Origin of the sequence: Paraburkholderia eburnea (assembly GCF_002917095.1) — a bacterium.
In the GTDB taxonomy this organism is placed as follows: domain Bacteria; phylum Pseudomonadota; class Gammaproteobacteria; order Burkholderiales; family Burkholderiaceae; genus Paraburkholderia; species Paraburkholderia eburnea.
On record NZ_PQGA01000002.1, the window covers coordinates 40,306 to 54,181 of the forward strand.

At 64.3% G+C, this 13,876-nt stretch carries 15 protein-coding genes; 4 read left to right on the plus strand and 11 right to left on the minus strand.

What is annotated here, in order from left to right; genetic code table 11:
• Window positions 1-13: 13 nt before the first annotated feature.
• The 3 genes from B0G62_RS32565 to B0G62_RS04610 all read right to left on the minus strand — a co-directional run bounded on the left by B0G62_RS32565 (window position 14) and on the right by B0G62_RS04610 (window position 3,811).
• On the minus strand, window positions 14-1,042 hold the full coding sequence (locus B0G62_RS32565; RefSeq protein ID WP_103703010.1) for a DUF2242 domain-containing protein: 1,029 nt from the start codon (window positions 1,040-1,042) through the stop codon (window positions 14-16).
• 290 nt (window positions 1,043-1,332) lie between these two features.
• Window positions 1,333-2,685 carry an APC family permease gene (locus B0G62_RS04605; RefSeq protein WP_103703011.1) on the minus strand — a complete coding sequence of 451 codons (1,353 nt, stop codon included), beginning with the start codon at window positions 2,683-2,685 and terminating at the stop codon, window positions 1,333-1,335.
• 295 nt (window positions 2,686-2,980) lie between these two features.
• A complete protein-coding gene (locus B0G62_RS04610; protein ID WP_103703012.1) occupies window positions 2,981-3,811 on the minus strand; it encodes a carbon-nitrogen hydrolase family protein in 831 nt (276 codons plus the stop codon).
• A 156-nt stretch (window positions 3,812-3,967) separates the two neighbouring features.
• On the opposite strand from B0G62_RS04610, the gene B0G62_RS04615 reads away from it, so the two are divergent.
• Complete coding sequence (locus B0G62_RS04615) at window positions 3,968-4,819, plus strand: helix-turn-helix transcriptional regulator (RefSeq protein WP_103703013.1); 852 nt, start codon at window positions 3,968-3,970, stop codon at window positions 4,817-4,819.
• A 27-nt stretch (window positions 4,820-4,846) separates the two neighbouring features.
• On the opposite strand, the gene B0G62_RS04620 is transcribed toward B0G62_RS04615, so the two are convergent.
• The 6 genes from B0G62_RS04620 to B0G62_RS04640 all read right to left on the minus strand — a co-directional run bounded on the left by B0G62_RS04620 (window position 4,847) and on the right by B0G62_RS04640 (window position 9,223).
• The gene (locus B0G62_RS04620) at window positions 4,847-5,272 is read right to left on the minus strand and encodes a rubredoxin (protein ID WP_103703014.1); all 426 of its coding nucleotides are present in this window, start codon (window positions 5,270-5,272) and stop codon (window positions 4,847-4,849) included.
• Window positions 5,273-5,323: 51 nt separating this feature from the next.
• Window positions 5,324-5,455: a hypothetical protein gene (locus B0G62_RS32425; protein WP_279629736.1), complete on the minus strand. Its 132-nt coding sequence runs from the start codon at window positions 5,453-5,455 to the stop codon at window positions 5,324-5,326.
• 288 nt (window positions 5,456-5,743) lie between these two features.
• Window positions 5,744-6,301, minus strand: coding sequence for an FUSC family protein (locus B0G62_RS04625; RefSeq protein ID WP_103703620.1), 558 nt, complete (start codon window positions 6,299-6,301; stop codon window positions 5,744-5,746).
• A 140-nt stretch (window positions 6,302-6,441) separates the two neighbouring features.
• Window positions 6,442-7,803: an aspartate aminotransferase family protein gene (locus B0G62_RS04630; RefSeq protein WP_103703015.1), complete on the minus strand. Its 1,362-nt coding sequence runs from the start codon at window positions 7,801-7,803 to the stop codon at window positions 6,442-6,444.
• A 172-nt stretch (window positions 7,804-7,975) separates the two neighbouring features.
• Window positions 7,976-8,389 (minus strand): DoxX family protein, encoded by a 414-nt coding sequence (locus tag B0G62_RS04635; RefSeq protein WP_103703016.1) that lies wholly within the window; start codon window positions 8,387-8,389, stop codon window positions 7,976-7,978.
• A gap of 108 nt (window positions 8,390-8,497) precedes the next feature.
• A complete protein-coding gene (locus tag B0G62_RS04640; protein WP_103703017.1) occupies window positions 8,498-9,223 on the minus strand; it encodes a pirin family protein in 726 nt (241 codons plus the stop codon).
• A gap of 126 nt (window positions 9,224-9,349) precedes the next feature.
• Between B0G62_RS04640 and B0G62_RS04645 the strand changes: the two genes are divergently transcribed.
• The 3 genes from B0G62_RS04645 to ahpF all read left to right on the plus strand — a co-directional run bounded on the left by B0G62_RS04645 (window position 9,350) and on the right by ahpF (window position 13,077).
• Window positions 9,350-10,258 (plus strand): LysR family transcriptional regulator, encoded by a 909-nt coding sequence (locus tag B0G62_RS04645; protein ID WP_103703018.1) that lies wholly within the window; start codon window positions 9,350-9,352, stop codon window positions 10,256-10,258.
• Window positions 10,259-10,702: 444 nt separating this feature from the next.
• Window positions 10,703-11,266 (plus strand): alkyl hydroperoxide reductase subunit C, encoded by a 564-nt coding sequence (gene ahpC / locus B0G62_RS04650; RefSeq protein ID WP_103703019.1) that lies wholly within the window; start codon window positions 10,703-10,705, stop codon window positions 11,264-11,266.
• A gap of 209 nt (window positions 11,267-11,475) precedes the next feature.
• Entirely contained in the window at window positions 11,476-13,077 is a 1,602-nt protein-coding gene (gene ahpF / locus B0G62_RS04655) for an alkyl hydroperoxide reductase subunit F (RefSeq protein WP_103703020.1), read from the plus strand.
• Window positions 13,078-13,227: 150 nt separating this feature from the next.
• On the opposite strand, the gene B0G62_RS04660 is transcribed toward ahpF, so the two are convergent.
• Window positions 13,228-13,512 carry a HigA family addiction module antitoxin gene (locus B0G62_RS04660; protein ID WP_103703021.1) on the minus strand — a complete coding sequence of 95 codons (285 nt, stop codon included), beginning with the start codon at window positions 13,510-13,512 and terminating at the stop codon, window positions 13,228-13,230.
• A 10-nt stretch (window positions 13,513-13,522) separates the two neighbouring features.
• Window positions 13,523-13,789 carry a type II toxin-antitoxin system RelE/ParE family toxin gene (locus B0G62_RS04665; RefSeq protein ID WP_103703022.1) on the minus strand — a complete coding sequence of 89 codons (267 nt, stop codon included), beginning with the start codon at window positions 13,787-13,789 and terminating at the stop codon, window positions 13,523-13,525.
• Window positions 13,790-13,876 lie beyond the last annotated feature (87 nt).

A 13,876-nucleotide genomic window follows, 5' to 3' on the forward strand; every position in this document is an offset into this window, starting at 1 on the left:
CGTGAGATTCGCGTCAGGGGGCCGTCGTGGCCGCCGAAGTTTGCGCCGCCGTGGCTGCCGAAGCCGCCGCAGGCGCCGTCGCGACGCTCTGGCTTGCCGCGTGATCGGCGGCGGCAACCGGGGCGCTGGCCGGGGCAGCAGCACTAGCCGCGCTGGCCGCCGCCGCAGCAGCGGGGACGACCGGCGCGAGCAGCGTCGCCGTGGCGGCGGGCGCTACCGGCATGACCGCATGCACGGCGCTTGTCGTTTGCGCCGCTTGTGCCGTTTGTAGCGCTTGCATCGGCTGAATCGGTTGCATCGCGCCCAGCACCGGCGTCGCGGGCAGCGCGTCGGTGTGGGCCACCGCCGCGCCCGTCGCAGCAGCGGCAACCGCCGCCGCAGGCGAGGCGGACATTCCCGGCGTCGCCACGCCAGGCGCGCCGGCATTGGCCATCGCCGTGACCGGCTCCAGACTCGGCGGCAAAGGCGTGATCTTGATCGCGCCGCTGCCGGGCACGGGTTCGCTCCTCGCGACCGTGTTCAGATAGCGGCCGACCAGATCGAAGAAGCGCGTGTAGAACGCACCCGACTGGATCGTCTCGCTCGACACCTTCACCATCTCGTCGCTATTCGAGCGGATCGGCAGCGACACCGACCCCAGAATCGACAAACCGACGCTCGCCGACGTGTCGCTCTTCTTGAGCGCATAGCCGTTCTGCACGGCGTTCACGTAGACCATGCTGGTGTTGGACGCATCGGCCATGGTACAGACCACGTGCACTTCCACGACGATGTGCTGATCGCTCGTCGGCTGGAAGTTCTTGGTGGCGTCGACGGTGTCGTTGTGCGTCATCGTCGTCATGTAGCCCTGGCTCAGCAGCGCGCGGCGCGAGGCCTCGCAGGCATCGGCGCTGGCGTAGCTGAAATTGCGCGAGAACGGGCTTGGCGCGCTGCTCAGCAACTGGTCATCCTGAAACTTGTTGGGCTTCGCAGACGAGCAGGCGCCGAGCGCGGCAACCAGCGGAATCAGCAGGAACGGGGTAACTCTGAAAAAACGGGGCATGTTGGGTGCAAACGGGGCGGCGTTCGAGACACAAGCTCATATAACGAACGACCGGCAAACCAGTGGACGGCATGCATTGTAGTTCGGTTCGGGCTTGCACGACCGAATGCTCTTTCACCCCCGACCCTTAAAGGGCGCAAAGCCCCGTCTGACGGGCGGTGGCGCTCCGCGGCGAACCGCACTTGCAGCATCGAAAAAATTTGGCGGAGCAAAAACGGCGAGCGCCCCTTGCGGGACGCTCGCCGTTTGCTTTGGCGCCAGGCGCGAGAAGCGCGCTGGCCAACGTCGGCTTAGACAGCCATTTCCGGCGGCGCGCGGCGGAAGCAGCGCGTGATCCAGCCGAGATAGGCGAGACCGAGCACGAACCAGATTACGCCCAGGACGATCGCCGTCTTTTCGAGGCTGCACAGCAGCCAGATATCGGTGACGGCGCCGATCAGCGGGAACACCACGCCGCCCATGAAGCCGAAGCCGCGCGAACCGGCCGCGCCGCTGAAGTACTGGCGGATCACACACAGGTTCACCGACGTGAACGCGAGGAACGCGCCGAAGTTGATGAACGAGGTGGACGTGGCCACATCGAGCTTCAGTGCGATCAGGCCGACGATACCGGCGATCAGGATGTTGATCGCGGGCGTGCGGAAGCGCGGGTGGATGTAGCCGAAGATCGACTTGGGCAGCACTTCGTCGCGGCCCATCGCATAGAGCAGACGGCCCACGCTTGCCTGCGCCGAGATGCCCGAGGCGAACTGCGCGAGGATCAGGCCAGCCAGGAAGATCGTCACGAAGATATCGCCGCCAACTTTACGGGCGATTTCGAACGCAGCCGAATCCGGATCCTTGAACACCGCACCCGGATGCGCGAGTTGCAGCGTGTACGCGGCGATCACGAAGATCGCGCCGCCCACCAGCGCGATCAGCACGATGGCGCGCGGGATGGTCTTTTCAGGTTCGATGGTTTCTTCGGTCAGCGTCGACACGGCGTCGAAGCCGAGGTACGAGTACGCGGCGATCGCCGCGCCCGCCATCGTGGCCGACAGCGGCACGTGCGGCTGGAAGAACGGCTGCACGGTCAGCAGGCTGCCCGCATTCGCCGCCGACACGTAGTGGCAGCACAGCACCACGAACATCGCGACAATCGCCAGTTGCACGACCATCAGCACGATGTTGAAGCGCGCGGCCAACTGGATGCCGAGCACGTTCAGGCCGCTGGTGAGCACGATGAACGCGACGATCCAGACCCACGCGGGCACGCTCGGGAACGCGGCGCCCAGATAGGCCGCGCCGATCAGCCAGATCACCATCGGCAGGAAGAAGTAGTCGAGCAGCGTGGCCCAACCGATCATGAAGCCCAGGTGCGCGTTGAAGCTCTTGCGCGTGTAGGTGTAGGCGGAGCCGGCCACCGGAAAGAGGCGTGCGAGCTTGCCGTAGCTCAGCGCCGTGAAGACGATGGCGACGAGCGCGATCAGGTAGGCGAGCGCGGCCGTGTCCTGACTCGCGCCGGCGAGCACGCCGTAGGTACCGTAGACGATCAGCGGCGCCATGTAGGCGAGGCCGAACAGCAGCACGGACGGCAGGCCGAGGGTGCGCTTGAGATGGTGTTCTCGTGCGCCAGCGGCGGCGGGCGGTGAGGATGGCTTCATGATGCAGGTGTCTCCAAAGTGCTGCGGGTGTGGGTTGCGCTAACTCGCGTGGCCGTGGCCTGCGAATCGGGGGCAAACGTGCGGCGCGCGTTCTCCCTGCGTTGCGCGCCTGGTATTTCAATTCGACTTCGCGATTCGTTTCGGTGTCCGAATCACTGGATGCTGCTTGCCGGAGCCACCGTCCCTCTTCGTCTGGCGCGAAGGGGGAGCGTCGCCGGCAAAACAATACTGCGGGGACCGGATCGATAAACGCAGTGCGTGCGTCATCGATCCAGGGCAGGGCGATCTGGCTGAATCAGCGCGTGCGCGGACGGATATTGAGCGAACGGCGTCCCTGGGCGTCGTTTTCGTCGACGAGATTGAGCGCGATGCGCGCGTCGTGCAGATAGCTGTAGTGCTCGCGGCTTTGCGCGAGCAGCGCGCGGTCGGCGCTCACGCACAGCACCGCGTCTTCGTCTTTCAGCTCGGCCAGCACATCGCCGAACGGGCTCACGAGCGCCGATTCACCGGGGAACGTGAGGTTGTCGTCGCCCGCGCCGACGCGGTTCACCAGCGCGGCAAACATCTGGTTCTCCTGCGCGCGCGCGACGATCGCGCGGCGGTGCACCGGACCGAACGGGTCCATGTTGCCGTTGGTGACGACCAGCATTTCCGCGCCGAGCGAGCCGACCGCACGCGCGGATTCGGGAAACTCGATGTCGTAGCAGATCAGCAGGCCGACGGTCATGCCTTTGAATTCGCAGACCTCGAAGCGCTCGCCGGGCGTGAAGACGCCGACGTCGGTGGCCCACAGGTGCGTCTTGCGATAGCGCAGGGCGATGTCGCCGCGCTCGTCGATCAGGACCGTGGTGTTGTAGAAGCGCTCGCCGTCGCGTTCGGCGAGGCCCACGGCGACGGCCATATTGGCGGCGCGCGCGGCGTCGCGCACGGCGGACAGCGACGGGCCGGACAGCGTCTCGGCGATGTCGCGCACGTTCTCCCGCGTGGGGAAACCGGTGAGGGTGGCTTCGGGGAAGACCATCAGGTCGGTGCCCGCGCGGCGCTGGCCGATCGCGTCGATCGTGCGCGCCAGGTTCGGGGCGACGGCGCCGTCCACGAGGGGGATTTGCGCGAGTTCGAGTTGCATGCTTGTCTCCAAAAGCGTCTCAATCTTTCAGGCTCTGCGGCGGTAGTGCTTCGATGTTGCTTGGTAATTGGCCGCGCGAGCGTCTGGAGCGGCTATTATCACCACGTTATTTTTGTCCAGGAATTACCCTGCAGGGGTACCCTCATCGGAGGAACCATGGAACCCGACTGGCAGGACCGCGCGTTCCATCATCACATCGCGACCCTGATCGACGCCCTCGACGGCCCCGATTTCTGGACCCGCACGACGCGCGTGATCGAACGCTTCGCCACCTTCGACAACTGGGTCGCGCTCGTCTTCATACGCGGGCGCGCGCCGCTCGTCTGCGCCGAGTCGCCGATGCCCGACGGCACCGTGGATCTCTTGTTCCGCGCGTATCTGGAGGGGATGTACCAGCTCGATCCGTTCTATATCAACGCATGCGAAAGACCGCGCGCGGGCCTCGTCACGCTGGCCGAAGTCGCGCCCGATAACTTCCGCATGACGGACTACTACCAGCGTTACTTCAAGAGCAACATCATCGGCGACGAAGTGCAGTTCAACGTGCCGTTCGACGCGCAGCGCACGCTGATTTTCTCGCTGGGTGCAAAGCACCATTACACGGAGCGGGATATTGCGCAGTTCGCGCTGTTCGCGCCGTGGGTGATTGCGCTGATGCGGCAGCGATTGGCCTACGAGTCGCTGATCGCGAGCGACGGGGTGGCGGACGTGCCGCAATCGGAAGCCGTGGAGCCGAGCGCCCTTGCCGCGCTGCGCGAAGCGGACAGCGCGGGACGCTTCGAGGCGGTCACGCAGCAGAACGGACGCACGCCGCTCACGGCGCGCGAAATTGAAGTGGTGCGGCAGAGTTTGTCGGGGTTTTCGACGCGCGCGATCGCCGAACGGCTCGAAATCTCGTTCGAAACCGTGCGGGCGCATAAAAAGCACATTTACGCGAAGCTCGGCGTCAGTTCGCAATCGGAGCTGTTCGCGCTGTTCTACGAGCCGCGCGCACGCGAAGGCGTGTGAGCGGCGGCAGCCAGACCTGGAGCTCGATTAGAACTCGACGAGCGCGAAGTCTTCCTTGCCCACGTCGCACAGCGGGCAGCGCCAGTCTTCGGGCACGTCGGCCCAGCGCGTGCCGGGGGCGAGGCCGTCGTCGGGCGCGCCCGTCGCTTCGTCGTAGACCCAGCCGCAGATCACGCAGACCCACTGCTTGAAGGCGGTGTCGGCGGCGGCGGTTTGGGCAGTTTCGATTGCGTCAGCAGCGGGCGCATCGGCTTGCGGGGCTTCGCGCGGCGTGTCGAGCGCGACGACGAGCGGCGCGGACGTGCTCTCGCGCGCGGCGAGCTTCGTCTGCAGCGTGTCGAGCAGCGCGGCGGCTTCTTCGGCAGTGAGGTCGATCCAGTAGGGATCGCCGGCACCGTCGTTCAGACGCTCGGGGGAGAACTGGATTTCGAGGGCGACGCCTTTCTTGTACATAAGCAAAAAAACAGGTGTTCAGGCGTCCCGCGCGGCGTGGTGCTCAGACGCTCAAACGAAGAGGCGGAGCACCAGCGAGGCCGCGATGCCGCCGAAGGCGATCAGCGCGAGCATTTGCAGCAGCGAAATGGTCTTGCGCGGCGTGGCGTTCGTGGCGGGGACAGATTGACGGGTCGTATTCATGGCGTGCGGCGTCGCGAAAAGCGTGTCGTTGGATCTCGTGCGCCCGGATTGGCGCGGCCGAGGAGTGTCGCACGATTTCGCACTGGCGGGGGCGCTTCGAGGCTGCCCGCGCGCTCCCGCCGCACCCGGCGATGCCATGGCGTGCGCCCTGATCGGGCATTGCCGCATGGCGTGCGCCATTATCGCCGCTTTTGCGCAGATCATTGCGCAGCCAGCGGAGATGGATTATTTCGCGAGGGTTGAGAGCGGCAAAATTCGTGCGCGATCACGCAGGATCCACATGCGCATTTATCCACGCAACCACCGCCGTTCCGCAAACGAAAACACCCAGCACACCGGCAGCGCGCAAGCCATGCCGATGGCCACCTCCGCCACGCGAAACAGCGCGATGTCCCACACCGGGCCTTGGGTTGGGACCAGCAGCACGATGGTGGTCGTGATCGCGCCCAGCCGCGCGGCGGTGCTCACGCTAAGACACCAGCACGCCACGATCACCACGGCCACCGCCGCGAGATAGGCGGGGATATTTTCCGCGCCGAGCGTCGCCGCCGCGAAACCGACAATGCCGCCCGCGATCGCGCCGATGAACTGGTCGCGCGACTGCGAGAGCGTATCGGCGTAATCGTGCTGCGTGACGGCGATGGCCGTGATCGCCGCCCAGAACGCCTGCTCGGTATGCAGCGCGCGGCCGATCGTGTAAGCGAGGCCCGCACCGCAGACGGCGCGCAGCGCCATCAACGCGCCCTGAGCGACGCGGCTCTTCAGCGGCAGGCGCTTCAGTGCGCCAAGCGCCGCTTGTTGAAGGGACGTGAGATAAGCGTAGAGATTGTCTTGCGGGTCGTGCATGTCGATGTGCTGTCTGAAAACGCGGCCTGAAACCATTGTGAAAGCGAAAGCACGGCGCGGGTATTGCGTCTATCGCATTCAACGCGCGCCGCCAGGCCGCCAAGCATAGCAAGTCCGTCTGCGAGAACCGACCTCGCGTGCTAGCCGCACAACTCCGCAAGACAGGCATCGAAAGCGCCGATCAAACGATCGACATCTGCTTCGCTCGTCTCGGGACACACCAGCATCATGTTGTGGAACGGCGTGATGAGCACACCGCGATTGAGCAGATACAGATGGATGATGTGTTCGAGTTCGTCGTCCATGGCGGCACGCGCTTCGCTGCCGTTGCGCGGAGGCGTGGCGCAGAACTGGAATTCGCTGCGCGCGCCCACGCGCGTCACGCACCACGGCAAGGCGTGGCGCGTGATCGTGGCCGTAAGACCGTGAGCGAGGCGTTCGGCGAGCGCGAACATATGCGCGTAGGCGGCCTCGGTCATGACTTCGTCGAGCGTCGCGCGCATCGCGCTCATCGACAGCGCGTTGGCCGTGAGCGTCGTGCCGATGCCCGAGTGTCCCGGCGGCGCGTCGAGTTTCGCCTTCTGCGCTCGCGCGGCCAGTTCCGCCGAGAAACCATAGACGGCGCAGGGCACGCCGCCGCCCACCGGTTTGCCGAGCACGAAGAGATCGGGTTCGATGCCGTGCGCGCGAGCATAGCCGCGCGGGCCGCTGCTGATGGTGTGCGTCTCGTCGATCAGCAGCAGCGTGCCGTAGCGTTTGATGAGCGCCTGGGCGTCGCGCCAGAAGCCCGCGTCGGGCAGCACCATGCCGACGTTGGTCATTGCGGGTTCGGCCAGCACGCAGGCGACTTCGCCGTCCGCGAGCGCGTTTTCGAGCGCGGCGAGATCGTTGAATTCCACCACGCGCGTGTGCGGCAGCAGATCGTGCACCTGGCCGAGCAGGCTCGCGCGCTGCGTGGCCTCGCCGTCGACGAGGTCGACGAATACGTCGTCCACCGTGCCGTGATAGCAGCCGTTGAACACCACGATCTTTTGCCGTCCGGTGGCCGCGCGCGCCCAGCGCAGCGCGAAGCGGTTGGCGTCGCTCGCCGTCATGGCGAATTGCCAGTAGGGCAAGCCGAAGCGTTGTGCGAGCGCCGCGCCCACGGCCACGGCGTCCTCGCCCGGCAGCATGGTGGTGAAGCCGCGCTGCGCCTGGCGCGCGAGCGCTTGCGCGACGGCTTGCGGCGCGTGGCCGAACATCGCGCCCGTATCGCCCAGGCAAAAATCGATGTAGCGATGGCCGTCCACGTCGCTGAAGGCCGCCCCGCGCGCGCTATCGACATAGAGCGAGAAGGGCGTGGACCAGTCGTTCATCCAGTGCAGCGGCACGCCGAACAGCAGATGCTGCGCGGCCTGCGCGGAAAGCGCCTGCGATTTGGGGCGCGCGGCGACGAAGGCGGCGCGCTCGCGTGCCAGGATGCGCTGCGCGCGCTCCCGGTTCACGCCTTGACGGTCTTGCATGGGCGGTTCCTCCTGGTTTGAGTCGTCAGATCGTCGCACGCACATGCATCGGAAGTAAATTCGGGCAAATGGCCTATGCCATTCGGCCGAGTCCACAAAAGCAGAAAGGCGCGATACCTTCACGGTCATCGCGCCTTTCGCCTTCACGCCCATGCAGGACGTCACATACCGCTTACTTCCTGTCGATCGAGAACTTCCCCGGACCCGTCACGGCAAGGGCGAGCAGGCCACCCGCGATGCTGACGTTCTTGTAGAAGTTGATCATGTTGGCCATCTGGTCCGCGCCGGTCATGTTCCAGAAGTGATGGCCGATGATCGCGGTGCCGATGGTGTAGAGCGCCAGCAGCACGGCGAGCGGACGCGTATAGAAACCCACGACGATCAGGATGCCGACCACGAATTCCATCACGACCGCGATGACCGCCGAGATCATCGGCGCGGGTGCGCCCACGTGCGCCATGTAATCGACGGTGCCCGAAAAGCCGGTGATCTTGGACCAGCCGAACAGCACGAACAGGGCGGCCAGCAGGATACGCGAGACCAGCAGAACGACGTCGTTGTTTTGGCCAAAGAGGTTATAGCGCATGTTGTTTCTCCGAAATTTGTCGGCAATGGGTTGCCGTTGCAGTTTTTTAAACAGTTGCAGCGATGGGATGTCCCGTTTGCCGGACGGCGGGCGTCCGGCAAGTCGGCTTTACGACCAGAGTTCCGACACTTCGATATTACGCAGATCGAACACCAATACTTCGGCATCGTGTCCGTCCGTGAAGCTCAACTCGCGTTCCGAGCGGATCCGCGCGCCGTCGCCTTCGCCCAGTTCGACGCCGTTCAACGTCACGCTGCCGCGCGCCACATGCACATAGGCGAAGCGGTCCGCGCCGATCTCGACCTTTGCGCTCTCGGCGCCGTCGAAGCGGCCGGCATAGACCCGCGCGTCCTGGCGCAGCAACAGCGAATCGTCAGCGCCGTCCGGCGAGAGGATCAGGCGCAGCTTGCCGCGCTTGTCCGCATCCGCGATGTTCTTCTGCTGATAGCGCGGCTGCGCGCCCTTCACGTTCGGCGCAATCCATATCTGCAGGAAGTGCACCCCTTCGTCCGCCGAATGGTTGAACTCGCTGTGCGCCACACCCGTGCCGGCGCTCATCAACTGCACGTCGCCAGGGACGATCACCGAGCCGGTGCCCATCGAATCCTTGTGCTCAAGCGCCCCTTCCAGCACATACGAGAAGATTTCCATGTCGCGGTGCGGGTGCTTGCCGAAGCCGCGCGCCGGGGCGACGCGGTCATCGTTGATCACGAGCAGGTCCGAGAAACCAATCTGCTTCGGGTCGTAGTAGTTCGCGAAAGAGAACGTGTGACGCGAGCTGAGCCAGCCATGCTCACCGCGGCCGCGTTGGTCTGCCTTGCGAAGTTCGATCATTTTTTCTCTCCGGTCGAATCGTATTGATTCGGTTGTCAGTTGCGATGGAGAGAAGTTTAGGTCAACCAGACCGATATGGATGGACGTAAAATACGACTCACTGTCACTGTATGGTAGACAATAAACATGCAACTCGACGACATGCGGATCTTCGTCAACGCCGTGGATGCGGGCAATTTCACGGCTGCGGCGCACCGGTTGCGGCTTTCGAAGCAGTTCGTGAGCCGCCGCGTGGCCGCGCTCGAAGCCGATCTGGGCGCGCGTCTGCTGGTGCGCAACACGCGCAAGCTCGCCGTGACGGATCTGGGGCAGGAGTTCTATGAGCGCGCGAAACGCATCCTTGGCGACGTGGCCGAGGCCGAGCGGGCGATGTCGGACCGCCGCTCCGAGCCGCACGGCCTGCTGAAAGTGAGCGCGCCGATGTCGTTTGGGATGGCGCGTCTCTCGCCGCTCGTCGCCGAATTCCTGCGCGAGCATTCCGATGTGCGCTTCGACATGGATCTGAGCGACCGCACGGTCGATGTGATCGGCGAAGGTTTCGATATGGCGTTGCGCATCGGGCGGCTGGCGGATTCGACGCTGGTTGCGCAAAAGCTCATCGACGTGCGCATGATTGCCTGCTGCAGTCCCGGCTACCGGCGCCGCCGTCGCGCGCCCGACACGCCCGCCGATCTCGCGCAGCACGCCTGCCTGCCCTACGGACAGCAGGGCCGCGCGCCGTGGGAATTCATCATCGACGGGGTGAGAACGCCGTTCGAAGTGCACGGGCCGCTGCGCGCCAACAACGGCGAGGTGATCCGCGACGCTGCTATTGCGGGCCTTGGCATTTGCTATCTGCCGGACTTCATCGTGGCGGGTTCGGTCGATGCGGGACTGCTCGTCGAGGTCCTGGAGGACTTCATGCCGCCGCCCAACGCGTTGCATGCGCTGTATCCGCAGCATCGTGAAGTTTCCGTGACGATCCGCGCATTGACGCAATTCCTGCGCGAGCGGCTGGCGGCACGCGCGGCAACGGCGCGTGGCGGGGCGCTTTGACGCGGACTACGCGCGCGCCATTGAGGAATGGCGGCCGCGCCCGCATCTGGTAAAGGTTGCGGCGATTTTATGTAGCGTCAGGCCCGTGGAACCTCGTGCGGTTCCGGACGATCACAGCCGTTGCATGTCCTGGCCGACGGCGCGCACGCACCCCGCTTGCACCCCGATGGCGCATGAAAGCGCGACATGAAGCGCCGGGGCATGAGGTTCAATGTCGCAGTTTCGTTGTATGCTCACCGCCCCGAGGGTTGTTCGGGCCGTTCGAAGCGAACGGCAGCGGGCGCGGAACCCCGTGCTGGCGGCCCTGTAAGGCCGATTAAGGGCTTTCATCAGGTCCGATAGGCATGGTTTATTCCTGCGATCAAAGCAACCAATTTTTCAAATGGGCGTAGTTCCCGTAATCTTCGTCCATACCTTTTCCAACCCAGAGCGAGGAAACACCGCATGTCTCTCATCAACACGCAAGTCAAGCCGTTCAAGGCAACCGCATACCACAACGGTAAGTTCGTTCCGGTCTCGGAAGAAAACCTGAAGGGCAAGTGGTCGGTCGTCGTGTTCTACCCGGCTGACTTCACGTTCGTGTGCCCGACCGAACTCGGCGACCTGGCTGACCAGTACGCAGAATTCCAGAAGCTTGGCGTTGAGATCTACGGTGTGTCGACCGACACGCACTTCACGCACAAGGCATGGCACGACACGTCGGACACGATCGCCAAGATCCAGTACCCGCTGGTTGGCGACCCGACGGGCGCAATCACGCGCAACTTCGACGTCATGATCGAAGAAGAAGGTCTGGCACTGCGCGGCACGTTCGTGATCAACCCGGAAGGCGAGATCAAGCTGTGCGAAATCCACGACAACGGCATCGGCCGTGACGCAAAGGAACTGCTGCGCAAGGTTCAGGCAGCTCAGTACGTCGCATCGCACCCGGGTGAAGTTTGCCCCGCCAAGTGGACGCCGGGCGCAGAAACGCTCAAGCCGTCGCTCGACCTCGTCGGCAAGATCTAAGCGTTGTTGGGCCGATGCGGTCGCACTAACCGCCGCATGGGTCATGTAGCGCTGAAGTCTCACTAGCTGTATCTCCGGGCCGCACCCACGCGGCCGTGGCCCGGATCCCCTGTTCGCCAGAAACGCCAAAAGCGTAGCGGCGAAAATGCCAGGCAATACTGAGCAATAACCCAAGAATTCCCCCGCTTCTTCTCCAGCCGGAAAACGCCATGCTCGACGCAAATCTCAAGACCCAACTGAAAAGCTACCTCGAAAAAGTCACGCAGTCGATTGAGATCACTGCGTTCCTGAATGACGGCGAGAAGTCGCAGGAACTGCAGCAACTGCTGCAGGACATCGCATCGCTTTCGGATCGCATCCGTTACGAAGAACGCCGTGGCGCCGCTGCTGGCGACGCGCGTACCCCTTCGTTCGAGATCAAGCGTGCGAATTCGGACGTGAAGGTCACGTTCGCCGGTATCCCGATGGGCCACGAATTCACGTCGCTCGTGCTGGCTCTCCTCCAGGTGGGCGGCCACCCGGTCAAGCTCGAGGACGAAACGGTCGAGCAGGTGAAGTCGCTCGACGGCGTGTTCTCGTTCGAAGTCTATATGTCGCTGTCGTGCCAGAACTGCCCGGAAGTCGTGCAGTCGATCAACGCGATGGCGTCGCTCAACCCGAACGTGCAGATCGTCACGATCGACGGCGCGCTGTTCCAGGATGAAGTCGAGAAGCGCCAGATCATGGCCGTGCCGACCATCTACCTGAACGGCGAAGTGTTCGGCCAGGGCCGCATGGGCGTGGAAGAAATTCTCGCCAAACTCGACACGGGCGCTTCGGCGCGCGCTGCCGAAAAGCTGAATCAGAAGGACATTTTCGACATGCTCATCGTCGGCGGCGGTCCCGCTGGCGCCGCGGCTGCGATCTACGCGGCGCGCAAGGGCATCAGGACGGGCGTGCTGGCCGAGCGTTTCGGCGGCCAGGTGCTCGACACGATGGCGATTGAAAACTTCGTCTCGGTCACGGAAACAGAAGGGCCGAAGTTCGCGGCGGCGCTCGAACAGCACGTGCGCGCCTACGACGTGGACATCATGAACCTGCAACGCGCGGATGCCGTGGTGCCGACGGGCAAGGGCTTCGAAGTGCGCACGCAAAGCGGCGCGACGCTGCGCGCGAAGAGCGTGGTGCTGGCCACCGGCGCGCGCTGGCGCAATGTCGATGTGCCGGGCGAGCAGGAGTACAAGAACAAGGGTGTGGCGTACTGCCCGCACTGCGACGGCCCGCTCTTCAAGGGCAAGCGCGTGGCGGTGATCGGCGGCGGCAACTCGGGCGTCGAAGCGGCGATCGATCTCGCCGGTATCGTGAGCCACGTCACGCTGCTTGAATTCGGCGCGCAACTGCGTGCGGACGAAGTCTTGCAACGCAAGCTGCGCAGCCTGCCGAATGTCACGGTGCACGTGAATGCGCAGACCACGGAAATTGCCGGCGACGGCCAGAAGGTCACGGGTCTCGCGTTCCTCGAACGCACTTCGGGCGAAAGGCGTCACGTCGAACTCGAAGGCGTGTTCGTGCAGATCGGTCTCGTGCCGAACACCGAATTCCTGAAGGGCACGGTGGCGCTGTCGAAGCACGGCGAGATCGAGGTGGACGCGAAGGGCCAGACGTCGGTGCCGGGTCTGTTCGCCGCCGGCGACGTGACGACCGTGCCGTTCAAGCAGATCGTGATCGCCGTGGGCGAAGGCGCGAAGGCCTCGCTGGCTGCGTTCGATTACCTGATCCGCTCGTCGGTCGACGAGGAAGAGGATGCCAAGGCGGCTGCCGCCGTCGCATAAGTTTTTGCCGCGGGATGCCCTATGCGGACGCCGGCCAGTGGTCGGCGTTTTTTTTCGCGTGGTTTTTCGTGTAGTTTTTGTGCGGAGATTGCGGGCGCGCCACACTTCACGCTACGGCGCGTGACCGGGAGGACGATCGGCGCGGGCGGCTCAGGCCGCGAGGCGGCGCAGATCGGAGAGCCTGACGTGACGCGCCGCTTCTTCCAGGTCGTAGTCGGTCTGCAGCGTCATCCAGAACTGCGGCGTCGTGCCGAAGACGAAGGCGAGGCGCAACGCAGTATCGGCGCTAACGCTGCGCTCGCCGTGGACGATTTCGTTGATGCGGCGAGGCGGGACGTTCATGGCGCGCGCCAGCGCGTTCTGGCTCATGTCCATCGGTGTGAGGAATTCCTCCTGGAGAACGACTCCCGGGTGGACGTTCGCGAGTTTTTTCATAGTCAGCGCCTCAGTGGTAGTCGACGATCTCGACGTCATAGGCGTTCCCCTTGTGCCAACGAAAGCAGACGCGCCATCGGTCGTGACCGGTACGGTCGCCTTCCAGTTGTTCGAGCCGATTCGCCGGAGGAATACGCAAATCCGACAGCGTGTGCGCTGCATTGAGCATACGCAGTTTGCGGCGCGCAATCTGCTGCATTTCAGCAGGCAGGTGCCGCGAGCGTTCGCCTGTCCAGACGAGCGCGGTTTCCCGGTCTTCGAAGTTTTGGATCGCCATGCCAAAGCATAACGCCACGCGTCATATGACGCGTGGCGTTATAGTCGGCCAAAGTCTGCCTTGAGTCAAGCAAACCACAAAAGCCGC